Source organism: Myxococcus llanfairpwllgwyngyllgogerychwyrndrobwllllantysiliogogogochensis (genome assembly GCF_006636215.1).
Taxonomy (GTDB): Bacteria; Myxococcota; Myxococcia; order Myxococcales; family Myxococcaceae; genus Myxococcus; species Myxococcus llanfairpwllgwyngyllgogerychwyrndrobwllllantysiliogogogochensis.
Map to the genome: position 1 here is coordinate 33,841 of NZ_VIFM01000004.1, position 21,553 is coordinate 55,393.

Sequence of the window (21,553 nt, forward strand, 5' to 3'; positions counted from 1 at the left end):
CATGCCCATCAAGCGTCGACTCAAGGAGCTGCTGGCCCAAGGACTGGTGAACGGAGGCCGGCGGCTCGGGCTGCTCGACGACCCTCGGCTGTTCCAGGTCTTCGAGCGGAGCGGCTACCACGTCACGCCGAACCACTTCTATCAGCCCATCCCCGACACAAGCTCGCTGCCGGAGTCGCTCTGGGGCGCGCGCTCGGAGCTGGTGGGCGTGGACCTGCGCGAGTCCAGGCAGCTTGAACTCCTGGAGCGCCTCTCCACGCAGTATCGCGACGAATACACGGCCTTCCCGCGCGAGCCCACGGGCGTCCCGCACGAGTTCCACCTGGACAACAGCGCGTTCGGGACGGTGGACGCGGAGCTGTTGTACTGCCTGGTGCGGGAACTCAAACCGCGCAGGCTCTTCGAGATTGGCTCGGGCTGGTCCACGCGACTGGCCGCGCAGGCGTGCCGGGTGAATGAATCACACGGCGCGCCCGCGTGTGAGCTGGTGGCGTTCGAGCCCTATCCGAGCGACGTGCTGCGCGCGGGCTTCCCCGGGCTGACGCGCCTGGAGCCGATGAAGGCGCAGGACATTCCGTTGTCGGAGGTGGCGAGGCTGGAGGAGAACGACATCCTCTTCATCGACTCGAGCCACGTGTTGAAGGTGGGCAGTGACGTCCAGGTGGAGTTCCTGGAGCTGCTGCCCCGGTTGAAGAAGGGCGTGGTGGTGCACATCCACGACATCTTCCTGCCAGCGGAGTACCCCAGGTCCTGGGTGCTGGAGCACCGGCGCTTCTGGACGGAGCAGTACCTGCTCCAGGCGTTCCTGTCCTTCAATGACAGCTTCGAGGTGCTCTGGGGCAGCAGCTTCATGCACCTGACGCATGCGGACCGACTGCGTCAGGCCTTCCCGTCGTATCGAGGCGCTCCCGTGGACTGGCCTGGGAGCTTCTGGATTCGTCGCGTGAAGTGAGCCGCGCGGCTTACCGCCGGGACGTGTCGCCGGGGATGTCCACCAGCTCCACGTCGAAGACGAGGACGGCGTTGGGCGGAATGCGCGAGCCCGGAGGAGGGCGCTCGCCGTACGCGGTGGCGCCGGGGCACGTGAGCTTCGCCTTGCCGCCCACCTTCATCCGCGCGACGCCCTGGGTCCAGCAGGCGATGACGCCGTTGAGGGGGAACTCGACGGGGATGCCGCGCTTGGCCGACGTGTCGAACACCGAGCCATCCACCAGTCGCCCTTCGTAGTGGACCTTCACGGTGTCGGTGACGCGGGGGCTCTTGCCGTTGCCCGCCTGCGTCTCGCGGTAGATGACGCCCGTAGGCAGCTTCACCGCGCCGGGCTCCTTCGCCGCGCGCTCCAGCGCCGCGTTGCCGGCCTGGGACTGACGCGACTTCGCGAACGCCTGAATCTTGGGCGCGTACTCCTTGGGCTCGACGGTGGCAGTGCCGGCCATTCCGTCGGCGACGCCGCGCTGGAGGATGAGGACTTCTTCTGGCGTGAGGGCGAAGAGGGAGAGGTCCTTCCCCACGCTGACGCCGAGCGCGTAGATGGTCTTTCCGTCCTCGGAGAGTTCCCCGGGAGGAGGAGTCGGGGCCGAGGGAGCCTTCGCCGTGGGCTCGGACTTCTTCGCCGCGCCGCCACCCTGGGCGTGTGCTCCCGTGGTGCCAAGCACCAGGGCGAGTGTCGCCATGCACATCGTCGTTCGCATGCTTCCACCTTTCATCATGTGGGCTGGAATATAGGGCCCACGCGCTCGCGCCCAGCACGGAGTGGTGGGTCGTTTTCTTGCGAGTTCAGCACCTGCCTCTACCCTGCATCCAGGTTGCTTCAACCCCGGAGCAACCTGTTGCACGCAGCGGAGGCGACGGAGCGATGAGCGACAAGCGGAAGGCGAAGCGGGCGCCCCTCGACATCTACCTGAACAAGTACATGGGCGGCGTGCCGTACATGTCGCGGGCCGCGGACATCAGCCCGGAAGGGGTGAGTCTGGCACGGTTGATTGAACCCCAGCACGAAGCCAAGCGCGTGGGCCTCCAGTTCCAGCTCCCGGGCTCGGAAGAAATCATCTACGCGGAAGGCGAAGTCGTACGCGAGTGGGTGGAGCTGTCCACCGCCAAACGCGGCGAGCGCTCCGGCGTGAAGTTCACCCTCCTCACCGAGCGGCACCGGAAGATGATTGACGCCTACGTCGACCGTCACGGCCGCCCGGGCAGCGAGAACTGACGCGACGCGTTGCTCCTCGGAGGTTGTCTTGACTTCCAAGGAGGCGGGCTCCTTGAATGGGCAGCCATTCTGCCCTGGGACTACCCAAGGTATCGGGTGAGGACGGGAGGAGCTCCATGCGGCATTTGCGATGGGCGGTGTTGCTGGCCGTGCCTCTGTCGGCGTTCGGCCAGGGCAAGGCTGCGAAGCCCGTCCCCACCGTTGAGGTTGTCCGTCCGGTGGGGAGTGTGGGCGTGAATTGGGAGGGGCAGGTGCTTCGGGCGACCGGGGCGGGTGCTCCCGATTTGAAGGCGGCGAATCCGGGGCAGGCGCGCCTGGGGGCCGAGCGCTCCGCGAAGCAGGATGCGTCCAAGAATCTCCTCGAGCAGGTGCGCACGCTGCAGTTGAGCGCGGGGCGGAGCGTCGGCGACGAGATGGCGCGGAGCGAGGTGCGCGAGCGGGTGGAGACGGCGGTCCGTGGCCACAAGGTCGTCGCCAAGCGTTTCTTCTCGGACAGTGGCGTGGAGCTGGATGTGGAGGTGCCGCTGGCGGCGATTACGTCCGCGCTGGTGGTGCCCGCACCGGGAGCGACCATCGTCTTCAACAGCGCGGGCGCGAAGAAGTACACGGGCCTCGTGGTGGATGCGCGAGGGTTGGGGCTCAAGCCCGTGCTCGCGCCCCGGCTGCTGGATGCGGCGGGCAAGGCGCTCTACGGCGCGGGTGCGCTCGCGAGCGAGGTCCGCGAGTCCACCGGTGTCGCCGCGTGGTTCAACAGCCTGGATGCGGCGAAGAAGGCCGCGCTGGTGGGAGAGAAGCCCATGGTGGTGAAGGCCACCGGGTTGAAGGGCTCCGACCTGGTGCTCGCCTCGGATGACGTGAAGACGCTGGGAGAGGTCAACACGGGCTTCCTGGCCGAGGGCCGTGTCGTCATCGTCACGCAGTAGCGCGGATGCTGGCTCCCGAGGCCCGGTTCCGCGCGGCAGGGGACTTCGGTGGAAGGTCGACAGGGTGATGGGGTGAGTGGTGCGCGGGTGGGACGGTGGCCGAGGTACGGCGCGGGATTGTTCCTGCTGTCACTGCTGGGGTGCGCGGCGCAGCAGGAGCCCGACTCGATGGCGCGGGCGCGCGAGCTGATGGCCGGTGCCCAGGGCACGAGTGGAGACGTGGTGCTGCGCTGTGAGCCCGATGACGCCGAGGTGTATCTGGACGGCGTGCTCCAGGGCGCATGCAGCGACTACGCCGGCAATCCCCGGGGGCTGACGCTGGGGACGGGCCTGCATCAAATCGAAGTGAAGAAGCAGGGGTACTGGCCCTATACGACGTACTACGAGCCCAGTGGTGCCCGGGCGAGGCTGACCATCCAACTGCGCTCCTCGGAGAGCGCGCCCGGGGGAAGCACTCCGTGACGGGTGTCGCCGGTTCGCGGCGGGGATGTCCAAGGGGGCTGCCTACCGTTCATCCAACCAGGCGGGACCGCGCCACGGATGCCCTCGTGGTTTCCCTGGAAGCCTGGGCGATGATGAGCCGTGGGGCCGGGCCTTTCCGTCTGAGGCCCGACGGGGCCTAAGCTGGACGCTTTCGGGATGCGCAATGACGGCTTGAAGAAGCCGTAATCCACGAACGATTCGTGGAAGAGGAGTGGGTCATCGGACGCCGCAACAACAAGAAGAGCAGCCCCGGGTCGGTGAGCCAGGCGCCAGTGCCTCCCGTGCTTCACTCCGTGAAGGAAGCGCCGTCGCCGCTGGTAGCCGCGGTGCCGGAGGTCGAGCTGACGGAGGTCGAGGCTCGCCGCATCGACCTGTGGTGGTCGGCGGTGATGGTGGGCTCGCTGGGATTGGTGTTCGCGCTGCTGGCGGTGTTCGGCGGCGTGGCGGTGCCGGTGCTGCTGGCGCTGTCCGGAGCCTACATCTTCAATCCGATGGTGACGGCCCTGGAGCGCAGGGGGTTGGATCGGACGCTGGGGACGACGGTGGTCTTCGTGGCGGGGACCCTGCTGATGGTGGGCGCGGTGCTCTATCTCGTCCCGGTGTTTCGTGACGAGGCGCTGAAGCTGCCGGACTTCTTCCGTCGCGCGAGCACGCAGGTGGTGCCTCGGCTGGAGGGGTTGCTGGGGCGCTCGGTGCCGGACCTGGTGCGGCAGCGCACCACGGAGTTGGGACAGCAGGCGTCGGACCTGGTGCAGAGCGCGGGCCCCGCCGCCGCGCGCCTCCTGGCGGCCTTCGCGGGCAACACGGCGCGGTTCGTCGTGACGCTGCTGGGGCTGGCGGTGGTGCCGGTGCTGGCCTTCTTCTTCCTGCAGGACTACCCGCGACTGATGGGGCGGCTGAAGGACCTGCTGCCGCGACGCGCGGTGGGGCTGGTGGGACGTCGCTTCGCGGAGGTCGACGAGGTGCTGTCCGCCTTCGTGCGCGGGCAGTTGACGGTGGGCGCGATGCTGTCGGTCATCTACGCGGCGGGCCTGTCGGTGGCGCGCATCGACATGGCCATCGTCATCGGGGTGATTGCCGGGTTCGGCAACATGGTGCCGTACCTGGGGACGGGGCTCGGCATCGTGCTCTCGCTGGTGGGGCTGATGCTGTCGTGGCAGGGGCCCTGGCAGTTGGGCGTGGTGGCGGGCACGTTCATCTTCGGCCAGATGCTGGAGGGCTTCGTCATCACCCCGCGCATTGTCGGAGAGAAGGTGGGGCTCGCGCCGGTAGCGGTCATCATCGCCATCCTGGCGTTCGGTGAGCTGTTCGGCTTCGTGGGCATCCTCCTGGCGGTGCCGGTGGCGGCCATCCTCAAGGTTGTCTTGAGCGTGGTGGTGCAGCGCTACCAGCGGACCTCGCTGTACACGGGCGAGGCTCGCTCGAAGTGATCGGCGTGGCGGTGTTGCTGGCGGCGGTGCTGGCGCAGGCTCCAGGCCCCGCCAGCCTGACGCTGCCTCACTATCGGCTCCACCTCCGGGTGGATGAGTCGGTAGACGCGGATGCCCTGCGCTCCCTCGCTGGCAGCGGGACGGTGCTGTGGCTGAGCACCCGCTCGAACATGTTGCGAGACTCGACGCTGGAGGCGCTCAAGAGCTTCCCCGAGGTCTATGTCCAGGTCCGTCCGCCGCTCCTGGAGGCGCATGCGCGGCAGCTCGGGCGGGCACCCCGGGTGGGGCTCTGGGTGGATTCGTCGACGCTCGACGCGTCGGGCTGGCACCACCGGCTGGGGCCCAGGGCCGTGGCGGTGGAGGTCCGCGGGGTGCTCGATGTGGACGTCGCCAGTCGCGTGGCGGACGTGAGGCCCTCGCGGGTGGCGTGGTTTCCCGGGCCCGAGGATGCGAGCCTGGCGGGCTGGGGCGAGTTCGTGCAGCTCCCGGGTGCGAAGCTGCTGGGGCCCATCGCGCTGGGTGGGCGCGACGTGGCTCTCGGCGCGTGGTCCTGGAGGTCTTCGGCTTCGAGGGTCTTGTTGTGGACCGACGCGAAGGGGAGGGCGCTGGGAGGCGCTGTCCGGCGGATCCGCGTGAGGGAGCCCTTGGATGAGGTGACCCTCGTCGCGCTGTTCGTCCAGGAGCCGGCCACGGAGCTGGAGCTTGAAGTGGGCGCGGACCCGGAGTCCCTGGGTTATGCCCGGGCCTGGGTCGAGCGGCTGGAGGCCGCGGTGAGCGGGAGCGCGCGGTGACGAAGCTGGAGCAGCTGCATCAGGAGATTTCGTCGTGCCGGAGCTGTCCCCGGCTGGTGGAGTGGCGCGAGGAAGTCGCCCGGGTGAAACGCCGCGCGTACCGCGAGTGGACCTACTGGGGGCGGCCGGTGCCGGGCTTCGGAGATCCGCGGGCGAGGCTCGTCATCGTCGGCCTGGCGCCGGCGGCGCATGGGGCCAACCGGACGGGGCGCATGTTCACCGGAGACAGGTCCGGGGACTTCCTTTTCGCGGGACTGCACCGGGCGGGGTTCGCGAACCAGGGGACGAGTGAGCACCGGGAGGACGGGCTGGCGCTGAGGGATGCCTTCATCGTGGCGGCCGCCCGCTGCGCTCCACCGGACAACAAGCCGCTTCCCGAGGAGCTGGCTCGCTGTGCGCCGTTCCTGGATCGGGAGATGGCCCTGTTGCCCGCCCGGGTGCTGCTCGCCCTAGGGGCCATCGGCTGGAACGCGGCGCTCGCCTCGCTGGAGCGGACCGGAATGAAGTTCGGATCGCCGCGCCCCGCGTTCGGACACGGGGCGGAGCTGGAGCTCCCGGATGGGCGGATCCTCCTGGGCTGCTACCACGTCAGTCAGCAGAACACGCAGACGGGGCGGCTGACGCCGGCCATGTTCGATGTGGTGATGGCGAGGGTCCGAGCGCTGATCGCAGCGAAGCCGTAGGGACGCGCCGGGAAATTGGGAAGATCGGATGCGTAGTCGCGTGTTTGCTTGACAGCTACGGGAGCCCGCTGTTATTCCCCGCGCCACCTCAGCACCGGGTCGTTAGCTCAGCGGTAGAGCACTACCTTGACACGGTAGGGGTCAGTGGTTCGATCCCACTACGACCCAACACAGTTGATGTGATCTCCAGCGGGCGGCACGGCTTTCAAGAGCCCTGCCGCCCGCGGTTTTTCCGAGGTATCGCATGTCCGACATGATCACGGTCACCCTCCCCGACGGCAGTCAGAAGCAGGCCGCCCGGGGGACCACCATCGCGGACTTCGTTCGGGAGAGCATCGGTGCCGGCCTGGCGAAGGCCGCGCTGTTCGCTCGGGTGAACGGTCAGGACATGGACCTGGCCCGGAAGCTCGACGAGGACGCGAAGCTGCAGATCTTCACGCCCAAGAGCCCGGAGTCCCTGGAGCTCATCCGGCACGACGCGGCCCACGTGGTGGCCAGCGCCGTCCAGAAGCTCTTCCCCGGCACGCAGGTGACCATCGGTCCCGCGACGGAGGAGGGCTTCTACTACGACTTCTTCCGCGAGAAGCCGTTCACGCCCGACGACCTGGAGAAGATCGAGGCCGAGGCGAACGCCGAGCTGAAGCGGGACCTCACGTTCGTCCGGACCGAAATCTCCATGGACGACGCCATTCGCCTCTTCGAGGAGAAGGGCGAGAAGTTCAAGGTGGAGATCGTCAAGGACATCGCCGCGCGCGGCGCCAAGACGCTCACCCTCTACACCCACGGCGACTGGGTGGACTTCTGCCTGGGGCCCCACGCCCCGAGCACCGGGAAGATCGGCGTCATCAAGATCCTCTCGTCCAGCGGAGCGTACTGGCGCGGTGACCACCGCAACCCGATGCTCCAGCGCGTCTACGGCACGGCCTTCTTCGACAAGAAGGCGATGCAGGAGTACCTGACGCGCATCGAGGAGTCGAAGAAGCGCGACCACCGCAAGCTGGGCAAGGAGCTGGACCTCTTCCACTTCCACCCGTACGCGCCCGGCGCCGCCTTCTGGACCCCGAAGGGCACGACGTTCTACCAGACGCTCTCCGACTGGATGCGCCGGCTCACGGCGAATGACGGCTACGTGGAGATCAAGACGCCCCTGATGTTCAACAAGGGCCTCTGGGAGACGAGCGGCCACTGGGGCAAGTACAAGGAGAACATGTTCCTCGTGCTCGACAGTGAGTCGGGTGAGCATGACTTCTCGCTCAAGCCGATGAACTGCCCGTCGCACCACCTGTTCTACGGCTTCAAGAAGCACAGCTACCGCGACCTGCCGCTGCGCCTGCACACCCAGGACGTGCTGCACCGCAACGAGGCGGCGGGCTCGCTCGGCGGCCTCACCCGGGTGCGCCAGTTCGCGCAGGACGACGCGCACATCTACTGCACGGAGGCGCAGATCACCGACGAGGTGAAGCGCTTCGTGAAGCTGCTGGACCACGTCTACAAGGCGGTGGGCCTGACGTACGCGGTGAAGCTGTCCACGCGTCCGGAGCAGCGGCTGGGGGATGACTCCCTGTGGGATCGCGCCGAGGCGGGCCTGAAGACGGCGCTCGAGTCGCTGGGCCTGGAGTACGAGCTGGCCCCGGGCGACGGCGCCTTCTACGGCCCGAAGATCGACTTCACGGTGTCCGACAGCATCGGGCGCCGCTGGCAGCTGGGCACCATGCAACTGGACTACCTGGCCCCGGAGCGCTTCGACCTGTCCTACGTGGGCGAGGACAACGCGCTCCACCGGCCCGTCGTGCTCCACCGCGCCATCTTCGGCTCCTTCGAGCGCTTCACCGCCATCCTCATCGAGCACTTCGCGGGGGCCTTCCCGGCGTGGCTGTCGCCCATCCAGGCGGTCATCGTCGTCGTGGCGGACCGGCAGGCGGACTACGCGCGCAAGGTGCGCGACACGCTGCGGGCCAAGGGCTTCCGGGTGGACTTCGACGACCGCGGCATGTCCCTCAACGCGAAGATCCGCGAGGCGCAGCTCCAGAAGATTCCGTTCACCCTCGTGGTGGGCGACAACGAGGTCGCCGCGGAGGGCGTGGCGCCCCGCCGGTACGGGGGCGAGGACCTCAAGAGCATGAAGCTTGCGGACTTCGAGGCCCTGTTGGCCAAGGAGACCGCCCTGCCGTAGGCCGTTGGACGGGGTGGTCCGTGCATTGCGGACAGGTCTTGACTCCCCGTCATGCCCAAGTATCTTGGGGCACTTTTGTAGGAATCGTCGCACCCAGCCCGAAAGGGCAGGGGGCGCGGGGACGGTAGGTCGACGGCTTGGCGTGCGGTCGGCGGTAGCCATTCCAGTTGAAAAGAAATAGTGGTAGAGGCTGCCGGCTCCCGCCGTGGCCTTGGGTGAAAACGCCAGAGGCCGTGACGCTGACGGCACGCTGTAAGGAAGGAATCAGGACGATGCCGAAGTTGAAGACCCGCAGTGGCGCGAAGAAGCGCTTCCAGGTGAAGAAGAGCGGCAAGGTCAAGCACGGCAAGGCCTACGGCAAGCACCTCTTCACTCACGCCAAGACGCCGAAGCAGAAGCGCGGCAACCGCGGCACCAGCCATCTTCGCGACATGGATGCGAAGAAGGTCATCAAGGAAATGTTCCCCTACGGGGCCTGAGCCACGGCTCGGCAACCTCGTGGCCCTTGGCGGAGCGGCGTGAAGCCGGCACCGCGCGGGGGCTGACAACCTACGCAGTCCGGAGTGAGTGAAACATGCGCGTCAAGAAGGGTGTAAAGGCTCGTCGCCGTCGCAATAAGATTTTGAAGCTGGCCAAGGGTTTCCGCGGCCGCCGGAAGAACTGCTTCCGCCGGGCGAACCAGGCGGTTGAGCGCGCCCTGGACTACGCCAGCCGCGACCGCATGCAGCGCAAGCGGGACTTCCGTCGCCTGTGGATCGTCCGCATCAATGCGGCGGCCCGCACGGTCGGCCTGTCCTACTCGAAGCTGATCGCCGGCCTGGCGAAGGCGAAGATCAGCCTGGACCGCAAGGTGCTGTCGGACATGGCCATCGCGGACCCCTCGGGCTTCGCGGCCATCGCCAACATCGCGAAGGCGGCCTGATTCACGCCGGTCCTCCCTGAGGGCCAGCGACAGAGCGGGTGAGGTGGCCTTCACGGGCCGCCCGCCTGCGTGAGTAAACGGGCTGCCTCTCCAGGGCGGCCCTTTTTTTTGCCCCGATGGGCCATGCGTCCAGGGGCCGTGCAACGGAGGCGACAAGGCCATGCGGGACAGGTTGCAGGCGTTGGCGGAGGCCGCTCGGCGGGAGATCGCGGGGGCGTCCGAGTTGCCCGCGGTGGAAGCGCTTCGGGTCCGTTACCTGGGCAAGAAGGGCGAGCTGTCCGGAGTCCTTGGCGGCATGGGCAAGCTGCCCCCTGAGGAGCGACGGGCGCTGGGTGAGGTGGCCAACATCGTCAAGGCGGAGCTGGAGAAGCTGCTCGCCGAGGCCACGCAGCGCGCGGAAGACGCCGCGCTGGAGGCCCAGCTCCAGGGGCCCGGGCTGGACGTGACGTTGCCCGGTCGCGCGGTGGCGCCGGGGAGCCGGCACCCGGTGTCGAGGACGATGGAGGACATCGTCCGGACGTTCTCCCGGCTTGGCTTCGACGTGGCCGCGGGCCCCGAAATCGAGCTGGACTACTTCAACTTCGAGGCGCTGAACCTCCCGAAGGACCACCCCGCGCGGGACATGCAGGACACGTTCTACGTGGACGAGCCGTCACTGGGGCACGCGAAGAAGGCGGACAGCTCCGTGCTGCTGCGCACGCACACGTCGCCGGTGCAGGTGCGGTACATGCTGCAGCGCAAGCCGCCCATCCGCGCGGTGATGCCGGGGCGGGTGTACCGCCGCGACTCGGACATCACCCACACGCCGATGTTCCACCAGGTGGAAGGCCTGTTGGTGGACAAGGACGTGACGTTCGCCGAGCTGAAGGGCTCGCTGGACGCGTTCGTGAAGGCGTTCTTCGGCTCGGACACGCGCACGCGTTTCCGCCCGTCGTTCTTCCCCTTCACCGAGCCGTCGGCGGAGGTCGACATCTCCTGCACCTCGTGTGGCGGCAAGGGCTGCCGCGTGTGCAAGCAGACGGGCTGGCTGGAGGTGCTGGGCAGCGGAATGGTGCACCCCAACGTGTTCACCTCCGCGGGGTATGACCCGGGCGAGGTGACGGGCTACGCGTTCGGCATGGGCGTGGAGCGCATCGCCATGCTGCGCTACCGCATCGACGACCTGCGGATGATGTTCGAGAACGACGCTCGGTTCCTCGAGCAGTTCTGAGTCCTTCGGGCGCGGCCGCCCGAGCCTCCCGCCTGGCGGGGTGGCGTGGCCGCGCTCCTGTCTTCGTCCCGAGAGCAAGAGGGTGGACCTGTGAAGATTTCGGTGAAGTGGCTTGGCGACTACGTGGCGCTGCCGCCGTCGGTGGACGAGCTGGCGCGCAAGTTGACCGCCGCGGGCCTGGAGATCGAAGGCCTGGAGCGTCCGGGGGATGGGCTCCGAGGCGTGGTGGTGGCGCAGATCAAGGAGTCCGTGCAGCACCCCAACGCGGACAAGCTCTCCGTCACGCAGATTGACGCCGGGGGCGGCGCGCTGGTGCAGGTGGTGTGCGGCGCGAAGAACTACAAGGTCGGCGACAAGGTTCCGCTGGCCACGGTGGGCACGAAGCTGCCCAACGGGATGGAGATCAAGCAGGCCGCGCTGCGCGGCGTGGACAGCTCCGGCATGCTCTGCTCCTCGAAGGAGCTGGGGCTGACCGAGGAGTCCAGCGGCCTGCTCATCCTGTCGCCCGACTTGAAGCCGGGCACGCCCATCGCGGAGGCGCTGGGGCTGGATGACGTGGTCCTGGAGGTCAACGTCACGCCGAACCGGCCGGACGCGCTGAGCCACCTGGGCGTGGCGCGCGAGGTGAGCGTGGTGACGGGGGCGGCCCTCAAGGTTCCTCAGCCGAAGCTGACGGAGTCCGGTGCGCCGGCGTCCCAGAGCGTCAAGGTCCGCGTGGAGGATTCAGTGCGCTGCCCGCGCTACGGGGCGCGCGTGGTGGAGAACATCACCATCAAGCCGTCGCCGCAGTGGATGCAGGACCGGCTGAAGGCGTGTGGCGTGCGGGCCATCAACAACGTGGTGGACATCACCAACTACGTCAATCTCGAGTTCGGGCAGCCGCTGCACGCGTTCGACCTGGACAAGCTCGCGGGGCAGGAGATCGTCGTCCGCGGGGCGAAGAAGGGCGAGAAGCTCACGACCCTGGACGGCAAGGAGCGGACGCTGGACCAGGATGAGCTGGTCATCTGTGACCGGGACCGGCCGCAGGCGCTCGCGGGCGTCATGGGTGGCGGGGACAGCGAGGTGACGGAGAAGACGACGCGCCTGTTGCTGGAGGCGGCGAACTTCCTGGGCTCGGGCGTGCGCCGGGCGGCGAAGCGTCATGCGCTGCACACCGAGGCGTCCCATCGCTTCGAGCGTGGGGCGGACCTGGACGCGGTGGTTCCCGCCATCGAGCGGGCGGCGCAGCTGCTCGTCGAACTCGCGGGCGGCACGGTGGCGCCGGGGTTGATCGACATCTATCCGGCCGAGAAGCCGCCGCGTCAGGTGACGCTGCGCTTCGCCCGGGTGGAGAAGGTGCTGGGCGTGGCGGTGCCCGAGGCGGAGGTGCGGCGCATCCTGGAGGCGCTCGGCTTCCAGAAGCTGTCGGAGAGCGCGGGGCAGGCGACGTACTCGGTGCCCAGGGCGCGGGTGGACGTGGAGCGCGAGGAGGACCTGCTGGAGGAGGTCGCTCGCGTCTTCGGCTACGACAACATCCCGGCGAAGCTGCCGCGCGGGCTCGCCTCACTGGCGCCCGAGCCGGCGCACTCCGAGGCGGAGCGTCGCCTGCGGCAGGCGATGTCGGGTGCGGGTCTGGACGAGGTGGTGAACTACTCGTTCGTCGCGCCCAAGAGCCTGGAGGTCCTGGGCCTGAAGGAGCAGCCGGTGGCGCTGCTCAACCCGCTGAGTGTCGAGCAGTCGGTGATGCGCACCAGCCTGATTCCGGGGCTGCTGGAGAACCTGTCGCGCAGTGTCCGGCACCAGGTGGAGTCGGTGTGCCTCTATGAGACGGGCCGCGCCTACTTCCGGGACTCGGAGGGCGGGCAGGGGACTCGGCCGGCGGCGCGCGAAGTGAACCGCGTGGCGGGCCTGGTCTGGGGCCTGCGAGGTGGCGGCCGGAGCTGGACGCAGAAGGATGCCCGGGCGGACTTCTACGATGCCAAGGGCGCGGTGGAGGCGGTGCTCGGGGCGCTGCGTGTGGACGGCGTCACCTGGTCGCTCGGCGGGCCTGCGGCGTACCACCCGCGTGCCAGCGCGGAGGTGAAGTTGGCGGACGGCACGGTGCTGGGCCATGTGGGGGAGCTGCACCCTCGCGTGGTGAAATCGCTGGGCCTGCCCGAGGGAGTGTTCGTGTTCGAACTGGACACGGAGCCGCTGTACTCGGCGGCTCGGCTGGTGCCCGAGTACCACTCGCTGCCCAGGTTCCCCGCGGTGCTCCGCGACCTGGCGGTGGTGGTGCCGGTGGAGCTGGCGAACGACTCGGTGCGGAAGGTGATCCTGGAAGTGGGGCGTCCGCTGGTGGAGGACGCGCTGGTGTTCGACGTGTACACGGGCAAGCCGATTCCCGAGGGGAAGAAGAACCTGGCGTACGCGCTGCGCTACCGCTCGGCGGAGCGGACGTTGACCGACGTGGAAGTCACGGAGGCGCACCAGCGCATCATCAGCGAGGTGAACCAGCGCCTGGGTGCCTCGCTGCGTGCCTGAATTCCTGAATGAAGTCAGAGGGTTGACTTGCCTTCGGGAAGGCTGCCACAGTATTTGGGCGTTCACCGTGCTGAGGGTGGGGGCATCCCGAGGATTCGCATGACGAAGGCGGACATCATCGAGGGCGTCTACGAGAAGGTCGGCTTCTCGAAGAAGGAGTCGGCCGAAATCGTGGAGCTCGTGTTCGACACGCTCAAGGAAACGCTGGAGCGCGGCGACAAGATCAAGGTCTCCGGGTTCGGCAACTTCCAGGTGCGCCAGAAGAAGGCGCGCGTGGGTCGCAACCCGCAGACGGGCAAGGAGATTGAAATCTCGGCCCGTCGGGTGCTGACCTTCCGGCCGAGTCAGGTGTTGAAGAGCGCCCTCAACGGGGAGGCCCCGCCGGAAGATCACGCGGAGATCGACGCGCGCGAGGAAGCGGCGGCGGACGCGGCCGAGGCCCGGGGCGAGGACTTCGACGAAGAGGGAATGGAAGATTCAGAAGGGTGAGTTTTCCCACCGCGACCTGCTGCTCCTGCTTGACCTGAGCGTTGTGTAGGGGCATAAGGGCGCACCGTTTCACGACGGCGGCAGCACAAGCGGTTTCGGGGCGTAGCGCAGCCTGGTAGCGCACTTGCTTGGGGTGCAAGTGGTCGCAGGTTCAAATCCTGTCGCCCCGACCATCGAAGGCCCTGGACTCCTAGGCGAAAGCCGAGGGGTCCAGGGCCTTCACCTTTTTGTCACGGCTTCGACGCGGCGGTGGCGTCCCAGCTCGGAATCTTCTTCTCGGCGAGCTCGCGGAAGGAGGGGAACTCCACTTCCTGACAGTGGCGGACCCCCTCCTCATCCCGACAGCCCGCGGCGGCGTAGGTGAGCGTCTTCTGCATGGCGCGCCAGTAGTCGCCGCCCCGGAACAGCGCGAAGTGGTGGCCCATGTTCCACGGCACCCGCCCGAAGTCCTCGTAGGCCGCGTGGAGAGCCTTCTGGTAGTCCTCCTCCATCTGCGCTCCCGTGCCCCCCTTCGAGTTGTATGCGTCGTCCATCGAGTACGTGAGCGCGCCCTTCATCCACATCAACGGGAACTGGGCCATTCCCAGTCCGGGCTCCTTCGTCATGCGCCTGGGCGGGCCCAGCTTCCAGCTCGGGCTGCTGTCGTACGCGTACCCGCGCGCGGCCAGCACCCGGTAGAGGGCTGAGTTGAAGTGCAGGAAGGGCGCGCGGAACCCCACCACCCGGTACGGCCGGAGGTTGTCTCGCTGGGGCTTCCCCTCCGCGTCGAACAACACCTTACCTTCATGTTCGACGGGGAAGGCCGGAGGGGGAATGCATACGTCCGTCGCCGTCGTCCACGTCGGGCTTCCACAAACCAATCCCGCCACGCAGGGTGTATTGGCATTGCAGGTCGTACTGCACACGCCTACGTCCTCCGTCAGATGCAGGCACGTACCGCCCTGGCAGTCCGCGTCGGCGCCGCACCGCGCACCCGGCTGTCCCGCCGCCGCCGTCTTCAAGGGCTCCCACTTCGGGAACACCGCCTTGCCCTTCGCATCGACGACGGGCTCAAAGAGGTTCGCCTCCACCAGCGCGTGGAACTCGTCGATCTCCTTGCGCCAGGCGTCGTCAGTCCATGTCTGCCCGGAAGCGTGGCGGACCGTGTGGTTCGCGACCTCGTGCCCCTCGTTCAGGGCCTGCTGGGTGAGGGCCCATCGCACGCGGGCCTCTTCACTCGTCGTCGGCACGTCGAGCGGATCAATCGCCACACCCTGAACGGTGGGGTCGTAGTACGCGGTGTTGATGAAGTAGGTGTAGTGGAGCGGCTTGCCCGTCTCCCGCTCCAGCTTCCGGGCGAACCCCAACGTGTCGAGCCACATCGCGAAGCGCTTGCTCCCGTCGAATGAGGCGGTGACTTGCAGCGGGTGCGCGCCGAAGTCCGTCTCCATCGGCTCCCCGAAGGGGGCATCGCGCTTCTTGCAGGATGCCGCCACGCAGACGAGGACGGCGAGGAGTGACATCCGCGTGAGGCGCGAGCGGACAGGGGCGACAAGCATGGGGGCGTGCTCCAGGGCAGAAGCCGGGAAGCGCGTAGATTAAGTCAAAGCCGTGAACACGGCTATTCAGGAAAATGTATCATTCGGTCCTCGCCAGGCGGTCCGGGGCTTCCGGGCACGAAGTGGAGGGAACGGGTGAATCTCAGTGTCGTCATGCCGTACTTCAAGCGCATCCGGGAGTTTCAGAGGGTGCTGCTGCTGAACGCGCCGTACTTCGCCCGGCCAGGCACCGAGGTGGTCATCGTCCTAGATGAGCCGAGCGAAGAAGGGGAGGTGATGCGCCTCGTCCGCGACTTCCCCTCCATCCGGTGGCGCATCATCGTCAACGACTTCGACCACCCCTGGCGGCCGCCGTGTCGCGCCATCAACGTGGGGGTGCGCAATGCCATCGGCGAGCACGTGCTCGTCATGTCGCCCGAGTCCGCCTTCGTCACCGACGTGCCCGGCATCGCGCTCGCGCATATCGCGGCCAACCCCGGTACGGCGGCGCTCGGCCACGTCGCCTTCGCGACGTTCGACCAGGTGGAGTCCGCCGGAGGTTCTCTCGCGACGGCGTTCACGGAACCCGTGACGATCTACGGCTCCATCTGCGTGGCCCGCGAGCGCCTGAACGCCATCCATGGCTACGACGAGAGCTTCGACCAGTGGGGCGGTGACGACGACAACCTGCGCGTGCGCCTCATGATGACGGACACGTACCTCTTTCCGCTCGAGGACATGCGCATCCTCCACCTGTCCCTCGAGCCCCGGCAGGTGCGGCAGGCCAGCGCGATGCCTTCACCCGAGTACACGCAGCGCATCTTCAGCCCCTCGTCGGCGCAGGCGAACCCCGAGGGCTGGGGTGAGAGCTTCAAGCGCATCGCCTTCGACTGGCGGCGATAGGAGATGGGACACCCCATGCTCGTGGCGGTCCTGCAGCTTCGGAACGAGGCGTACTACCTGCGCGGGTGCCTGGACCACCTGCGCGACCATGTGGATGCCTTTGTCGCGCTGGACGACGGGTCGACGGATGAAACGCGCGCCATCCTCGCCGCTGAGCCCAAGATGGCCGACGTGCTCACCAACCCGCCGCGTCCCGACGAGGTGGGCTGGGATGAGCCCGGTAACCGCTCCCGACTGCTGCGGCGGGCGAAGGAGCTGGGCGCCCGGTGGGTGCTCTGCGGTGACGCCGACGAGCGCTTCGAGCAGGGCTTTCTCGCGCGGCTGCCGGAGTACCTCCTCAAGGCGGAGAAGCAGAACCGGCCCCTCGTGGCGATGCGCTACCGGGAGCTGTGGGACGGCGTCGCGCAGTACCGCGCGGATGGCCTCTGGGGCCGGAAGACCCGCTGCTGCGCCTTTCCTCTTCCTGATGCGATGACCTTCGGCGGCCGGCGCCATACGAAGTTTCATGGCGTGTGGTACCCCGAGCAACTCCTGGGGGCCCGGCACCTGATGCTGGACCACGGCCTGTATCACCTGCGCATGGTGAAGCCGGAGGACCGCATCGCGCGGAGAGACCGCTACGTCCGGTTGGATCCGGAATCGCGCTTCCAGCGCGTCGGGTACGACTACCTCACCGAGACGCGGGGCGTGAAGCTCAAGCCCATCCCTCCGGGCCGGGAGTATGCGTTCCACACGCTCCCCGAGGATCTCCGGCAACAGGTGCCCGCCGCGTACCTGGACGGAAGGCCGGCCCCATCCGCGAGCGGGCTCACCGGTTGGCTGCGCCGGCTCTTTTCCTCGTAACTCCTCATTCCTGGACGGAAGGCCGGCTCCATCCGCCAGCGGGCTCACCGGTTGGTTGCACCGGCTGTTCTCCTCGTAACTCCTCCGTCAAGGCAGGCCAGCCCCAGCCCCTGTCGGTGAAGGCCCGGTCTCGCGGATGAGGGCGTGCCCTGCGCGGGAGCCCGTTGCCTCTCAGAACTTCGGGACGGGGTTGGGGCCCGTGTAGTAGCCGAGCTCGCTGCGATAGCCGCAGGACTCCTCCAGCATCCGCTCCTCGGGAATCTCCTCGGTGACGACACGGAATGGCACGGGGGGCGGCTGCACGTCGGCGGGAGTGGGGATCCGCAGCGCCTCCTGCAGCGAGACTCCCTTCTCGAGGGCCTGGAACAGGACCTGATGGCGGAGGGCCAGTGACTGGTACTGCTCCGGGCCGAGCAGGCCGGAGATGAACATGCGCCACAGGACGGAGGCCTGCTTCTTTCGTGCTCGCTCGCGATTCGGTCCCTCCAGGGGCTGCCGCGGCGCGGGCGCTATGGCCGCCAGGAGCGTGCCCTCGAAGGCGTCGAGCTGCGCGGGCTGCTTCTGGAAGTAGTACTGGCTGGCCTGTCCCACGCCCCAGATACCGGGGCCCAGCTCCATGATGTTCAGGTAGAGCTGCAGGATGCGCTGCTTGGGCACCTCGCGCTCCAGGTCGCGGGTGAGGAGGATCTCCCGCAGCTTCCGCTCGAAGGTCTGCTCGGGTCCGAGGAAGAGGTTGCGCGCGAGCTGCATGGTGATGGTGCTGTGCCCGACGACCCGGCCGTTCAAGCGGCCGTGTATGGCCAGCAACGTCTGCCGGTAGTTGAAGCCCCGATGCTGGAAGAAGATGGTGTCCTCCGCTTTCACCACCCCGCACACCAGCGCGTTGGACATCGAGGAGAGGGGAAGCCAGGTCACCGCGAAGTTCTCGGGGAGCTGTCCCTCGGAGATGGCCAGGCGCATGTAGTTGGTGCGCTCCGGGTTCTCCTCGCCCAGCCGGCTCACGGAGGGTAGCTGATGCGACACCCAGGTGACGTACAGCCCGAAGGGGATGCCCACGATGGCGAGCAGCACCAGCGTCCCGCGCGCGAGGCGCCGGAACACGCCGCGCCGCTTGGGCTTGGGGGAAACGGACCGGTCAGGGGCGCTACGGGGGCTCTGAGACATGATGCTGGCAACCCTATTCTCGTGGTCAGCTGTCAGACTTCGTTGCCGGTGATGCCAAGCTCGCGGAACAGCGGGGCCAGCGTCTTTTCGAGCAGGGCCTGCTGCCCGGCATCGAGCGCGTCGCGGCCGCTCCCCACCTTGCCCTCGCGGATGAACCCCTCCGCGCTCAAGCCTCCTGGCATGGGCGGCGCGAAGCGGGCGTTGTGCCGCTTCATGTACTCGAAGCTCGTCTTCTCCAGGATGTCCGGCAGTCGCTCTGGAGGAAGTGGAAGCGCGAGGAACGTCGCGACGCGCCGCAGCTCCCGCTCGCGGTCCGTCACGAGATCCTCGTAGCGCACGTGCAGGACGTTGGGCGCCCGGCGGTTCGGCCACCAGGACCTGAGGTGGGACGACCACCCGCGGTTCTTCATCTCCCGCTGGAAGAACTGATCAAAGTCCAGATGCGCGCCATGGGCCCTGCACACGTGGTGGTAGTAGGACACCAGGGTGTCGTTCGCCGCACGCGTGACGTAGATGACTCGACTGTTGGCGGGAGGCCGCAGCAAGCCACGGCTCAGGTGCGTCTTGAAGATGCGGGGCGAGGGCAGTCCGTCCAGCTCCTGCTCTGCCCGGGGCTTCGTCCCGAGCTGCTCCAGGAATGGGGACACCTGGAGGATGTGCTCGAACTCGCCACGTCCCTCGTGGATCAACTGGAAGACGATTTGCTGCATCCACGTCGTCCCGGCCTTGGCCGCGGTGGCGATGTAGATGTCCCCAGGGCGGGGCTTGAGCCAGACGTAACGCACGCGCAGCCACGAGCGCGCCGACCGAAGCGCCCACCGTGCGCGCATCAACCCGCCAACCAGACCCCTCATCGGGTCCGGTGCTGGCCGGGTCGGACGATTCGTGACGCCGTGCCGCTCACTCATGCTCACCCGGCCAAACTTGCTAGAGCTGCATAGTCAGAACATCGCAATATTCAGGCGATTTCTGAATTTACTTTCTTGCCCGCTATTCGCAACGCAGTGAGCCGCGACACGGAGGTGCGGGAGGGAGTCTCCAGGCACTCGCGCCCAAGCCTCTACGCGCTGCGCTTGAAGGCGTACCGGTGCGTGACGAGCGCGGGCATGCGGTTCGCCACCAGGTAGAGCGGGTCGATGTTCCGCAGGCGCTCCTGTGGGGGGCGGGTGCGCATGTACCGGGTGACGAGGTGAAGCTCGGTGCAGCCCGCGATGAAGCCGTCCACGCCATGGGCCCGGACCAGCCGCTCGCACAGGACCGCCGCCTCCGTGACGTCGCCGTGTCGCTTGAGCCGGTAGATGGCGTCGTGGAGTTCGACCTGCTCCGCGGCGCTCGTCCAGGTCAGGTGGGGCTCCGCTGCGCGCCAGCGCTCGCTGCGCTCGAAGACGCGCGCCGCGCGGGTCCCCTGGCTGGAGAGAATCAGCCAGCGCTTCCCCTCCGCGCTCACCTCGTCGAGGGTGAGGTCCACGAGCGACACGGTGAGGTCGCGCAGCGGCGCGGGGATGTGTTCGAGGAAGTGGTGCATCGTGATGCAGGCGATCACCATGCGCCGCGCACCCATGTCCCGCAGGCGCATCAACGCGCCCTCGAGCCATCGCGCCACCACCGCCTCCTGGCCCTGGATGATCGCCTGGGTGCGATCCGGCACGTTCGGGTCCGACAGCAGGACACAGGCCGGCCCCGACTGCTCCACCTCGAACGGATTCTCCTCGTAGATGGTCTTCAGGAACTCGGCCGACGCCAGGGGCCCGAGGCCCCCCACGATGCCCAGGAGCTCGCTCGGCGCCGGGACCGCGTCCCACATGTTCGTCCGCGCGGCAGGCGGCAGCCCAAGGCTATCCAAGGTCTCGTCTCACCGGATGTCTAATCTTGCTGGTTTGAACAATAATCCACGAAAAACCATTCTACAATCCGTTCGATCCAGATCGACCTCCTCGAAGGATTCAGATGGCCACCATCCTCCTCGCGCCGCTGCCTGTTCCAGGCCACGTCAATCCCAGCTTGCGGATCGCGCGGTCGCTCCAGCGCGGCGGTCACCGGGTCATCTACCTGGGCATCCTGGAGATAGAGGACGAGGTGCGCGCCGAGGGGTTCGAGTTCACGCCCCTGTTCGGGGACGTCTTCCCCAAGGGGAAGCTCACCGAGCTGCGAGCGACCGCGGCGCGGCTGAAGGGCCTGCGCCTGCTGTGGTTCCTGCGCACCCAGGCTCGTTGCTTCAACGAAGCGCTGCGTCGGATGGTCGAGGGGGAGGTCGATGCCCTCCTGGCCCGACTTCAACCGGACCTCCTCATCTGCGACGAGAAGCTCCGGCACCTCGCCATCATCGGGCACGGGCTCGACGTCCCCGTCCTGCAGATGAACGTGACGATTCCCCCGGAGTTCATTCCACGCCCCGAGGGCGCCTCGCGGGGACCGGGGCGTGGCGCCGCGATGCCGGGTGAGCGACTCCTCATGGCGCTGGGGCTCTTTCCCCGCCTTCGCCCGGCCCTGCTGGCGTTGGCGCGCAAGCACCGCTACCCGCTGAAGAACATCGAGACCGTTCCGATGCTCGACCGGAGCCTCTCGCCCGAGCTGCTCCTCTGTCCCAAGGAGTTCGCCGAGGTGCGGGTGCGCAGCACCCCCGGGGAGTATTGCTACATCGAGCCGTGCATCGACCATGAACGCCGCGAGCCCGAGTTTCCCTGGGAGCGCCTGCGCGAGGACCGACCGCTGGTCCTCTTCGCACTCGGGACGCTCGCCGCGACCTCGAAGCACAACCTGCGCATCCTCCAGGAGGCCTTCCTCGCGGCCGCCCGCCGCCCGGACCTTCAGTTCGTCATGGTGGTGGGCTCCACGATGGAGCCCGCGATGTTCGACGTGCCGCCCGGCGTGATCGCCGTGAAGGTGGCGCCGCAGCTCGGCCTGCTTCGGAAGGCGGCGGTGATGGTCAACCATGCCGGGACGAACAGCGTGAAGGAGTGCATCGCCTTCGGCGTGCCCATGGTCTCCATTCCACTCCAGTTCGATCAGCCCGACATCGGCCGGTTGATTGAACTTCATGGGGTGGGACGCACCATCCCGCCTCCAGAGTTCACCGCCGACCGGCTGCTCGAGGCCCTCGACGACGTCCTCCAGAACCCCGCGTACAAGAAGGCCTGCGAGCAGTTGCGGGTCCACTTCGTCCAGGCCGAGAGCGCACGGGGAGCCGCGGGCCCCATCGAGGAGTTCCTCGCGCGCCGCTCCGCCACGGTGGGTGAGCGCCGCCGCCTGGCGTAGGCCTTTCGCGCGCTCACTGCGTCCGCTCGCGGACCCGGTCGGGCTCATTCGCATCC

General features: G+C 67.8%; 21 protein-coding genes and 2 tRNA genes. 18 read left to right on the top strand and 5 right to left on the bottom strand.

All coding sequences use genetic code 11. The features are described from left to right. Window position 1 precedes the first annotated feature (1 nt). Window positions 2-952, top strand: a complete 951-nt coding sequence (locus tag FJV41_RS01685) for a class I SAM-dependent methyltransferase (RefSeq protein WP_141640612.1) — start codon at window positions 2-4, stop codon at window positions 950-952. Between the two features lie 10 nt (window positions 953-962). Here FJV41_RS01685 and FJV41_RS01690 read toward each other — a convergent pair whose 3' ends face one another. Beyond that, the gene (locus FJV41_RS01690; RefSeq protein ID WP_141640613.1) at window positions 963-1,691 is read right to left on the bottom strand and encodes an FKBP-type peptidyl-prolyl cis-trans isomerase; all 729 of its coding nucleotides are present in this window, start codon (window positions 1,689-1,691) and stop codon (window positions 963-965) included. Window positions 1,692-1,855: 164 nt separating this feature from the next. On the opposite strand from FJV41_RS01690, the gene FJV41_RS01695 reads away from it, so the two are divergent. From FJV41_RS01695 to FJV41_RS01760, 14 genes are all read left to right on the top strand, one after another. Continuing rightward, a complete protein-coding gene (locus FJV41_RS01695; protein WP_141640614.1) occupies window positions 1,856-2,206 on the top strand; it encodes a PilZ domain-containing protein in 351 nt (116 codons plus the stop codon). A 116-nt stretch (window positions 2,207-2,322) separates the two neighbouring features. Then, the gene (locus FJV41_RS01700) at window positions 2,323-3,129 is read left to right on the top strand and encodes a TP0624 family protein (RefSeq protein ID WP_141640615.1); all 807 of its coding nucleotides are present in this window, start codon (window positions 2,323-2,325) and stop codon (window positions 3,127-3,129) included. Window positions 3,130-3,177: 48 nt separating this feature from the next. Continuing rightward, window positions 3,178-3,591 carry a PEGA domain-containing protein gene (locus FJV41_RS01705; RefSeq protein ID WP_438616726.1) on the top strand — a complete coding sequence of 138 codons (414 nt, stop codon included), beginning with the start codon at window positions 3,178-3,180 and terminating at the stop codon, window positions 3,589-3,591. 293 nt (window positions 3,592-3,884) lie between these two features. Continuing rightward, window positions 3,885-5,042: an AI-2E family transporter gene (locus tag FJV41_RS01710; protein WP_181790329.1), complete on the top strand. Its 1,158-nt coding sequence runs from the start codon at window positions 3,885-3,887 to the stop codon at window positions 5,040-5,042. Between the two features lie 5 nt (window positions 5,043-5,047). Continuing rightward, a complete protein-coding gene (locus tag FJV41_RS01715) occupies window positions 5,048-5,833 on the top strand; it encodes a hypothetical protein (protein WP_141640616.1) in 786 nt (261 codons plus the stop codon). Then, on the top strand, window positions 5,830-6,516 hold the full coding sequence (locus FJV41_RS01720) for a uracil-DNA glycosylase (protein WP_141640617.1): 687 nt from the start codon (window positions 5,830-5,832) through the stop codon (window positions 6,514-6,516). The genes FJV41_RS01715 and FJV41_RS01720 overlap by 4 nt, the downstream gene beginning before the upstream one ends. A 96-nt stretch (window positions 6,517-6,612) precedes the next feature. Then, window positions 6,613-6,684: transfer RNA gene (locus FJV41_RS01725), tRNA-Val, on the top strand. 76 nt (window positions 6,685-6,760) lie between these two features. After that, window positions 6,761-8,689, top strand: coding sequence for a threonine--tRNA ligase (gene thrS, locus FJV41_RS01730; RefSeq protein WP_141640618.1), 1,929 nt, complete (start codon window positions 6,761-6,763; stop codon window positions 8,687-8,689). A 272-nt stretch (window positions 8,690-8,961) separates the two neighbouring features. Further along, on the top strand, window positions 8,962-9,168 hold the full coding sequence (rpmI, locus tag FJV41_RS01735) for a 50S ribosomal protein L35 (protein ID WP_141640619.1): 207 nt from the start codon (window positions 8,962-8,964) through the stop codon (window positions 9,166-9,168). Window positions 9,169-9,263: 95 nt separating this feature from the next. After that, window positions 9,264-9,611 (top strand): 50S ribosomal protein L20, encoded by a 348-nt coding sequence (rplT, locus tag FJV41_RS01740; protein WP_141640620.1) that lies wholly within the window; start codon window positions 9,264-9,266, stop codon window positions 9,609-9,611. Between the two features lie 160 nt (window positions 9,612-9,771). Further along, the gene (gene pheS, locus FJV41_RS01745) at window positions 9,772-10,821 is read left to right on the top strand and encodes a phenylalanine--tRNA ligase subunit alpha (protein ID WP_141640621.1); all 1,050 of its coding nucleotides are present in this window, start codon (window positions 9,772-9,774) and stop codon (window positions 10,819-10,821) included. 90 nt (window positions 10,822-10,911) lie between these two features. Further along, window positions 10,912-13,326, top strand: a complete 2,415-nt coding sequence (gene pheT / locus FJV41_RS01750) for a phenylalanine--tRNA ligase subunit beta (RefSeq protein WP_141640622.1) — start codon at window positions 10,912-10,914, stop codon at window positions 13,324-13,326. 99 nt (window positions 13,327-13,425) lie between these two features. Beyond that, window positions 13,426-13,815, top strand: a complete 390-nt coding sequence (locus FJV41_RS01755) for an integration host factor subunit alpha (protein WP_141640623.1) — start codon at window positions 13,426-13,428, stop codon at window positions 13,813-13,815. Window positions 13,816-13,911: 96 nt separating this feature from the next. Then, window positions 13,912-13,988, top strand: a tRNA-Pro gene (locus FJV41_RS01760). Window positions 13,989-14,045: 57 nt separating this feature from the next. Here FJV41_RS01760 and FJV41_RS01765 read toward each other — a convergent pair. After that, window positions 14,046-15,353, bottom strand: coding sequence for a polysaccharide deacetylase family protein (locus FJV41_RS01765; protein WP_141640624.1), 1,308 nt, complete (start codon window positions 15,351-15,353; stop codon window positions 14,046-14,048). 135 nt (window positions 15,354-15,488) lie between these two features. Here FJV41_RS01765 and FJV41_RS01770 point away from each other — a divergent pair, with 135 nt between their 5' ends. Next, entirely contained in the window at window positions 15,489-16,235 is a 747-nt protein-coding gene (locus FJV41_RS01770) for a galactosyltransferase-related protein (RefSeq protein ID WP_141640625.1), read from the top strand. 15 nt (window positions 16,236-16,250) lie between these two features. After that, the gene (locus tag FJV41_RS01775) at window positions 16,251-17,078 is read left to right on the top strand and encodes a glycosyltransferase (RefSeq protein WP_174462152.1); all 828 of its coding nucleotides are present in this window, start codon (window positions 16,251-16,253) and stop codon (window positions 17,076-17,078) included. A gap of 171 nt (window positions 17,079-17,249) precedes the next feature. Here FJV41_RS01775 and FJV41_RS01780 read toward each other — a convergent pair whose 3' ends face one another. The 3 genes from FJV41_RS01780 to FJV41_RS01790 form a co-directional block, all read right to left on the bottom strand. Then, window positions 17,250-18,179, bottom strand: coding sequence for a biosynthetic peptidoglycan transglycosylase (locus FJV41_RS01780; protein WP_181790323.1), 930 nt, complete (start codon window positions 18,177-18,179; stop codon window positions 17,250-17,252). A gap of 95 nt (window positions 18,180-18,274) precedes the next feature. Further along, window positions 18,275-19,027, bottom strand: a complete 753-nt coding sequence (locus FJV41_RS01785; protein ID WP_220137822.1) for a sulfotransferase domain-containing protein — start codon at window positions 19,025-19,027, stop codon at window positions 18,275-18,277. A gap of 275 nt (window positions 19,028-19,302) precedes the next feature. Further along, window positions 19,303-20,046 carry an aspartate/glutamate racemase family protein gene (locus tag FJV41_RS01790; RefSeq protein WP_141640629.1) on the bottom strand — a complete coding sequence of 248 codons (744 nt, stop codon included), beginning with the start codon at window positions 20,044-20,046 and terminating at the stop codon, window positions 19,303-19,305. A gap of 143 nt (window positions 20,047-20,189) precedes the next feature. Between FJV41_RS01790 and FJV41_RS01795 the strand changes: the two genes are divergently transcribed. Beyond that, window positions 20,190-21,497 (top strand): nucleotide disphospho-sugar-binding domain-containing protein, encoded by a 1,308-nt coding sequence (locus FJV41_RS01795; protein ID WP_141640630.1) that lies wholly within the window; start codon window positions 20,190-20,192, stop codon window positions 21,495-21,497. The last annotated feature ends 56 nt before the right edge of the window (window positions 21,498-21,553 follow it).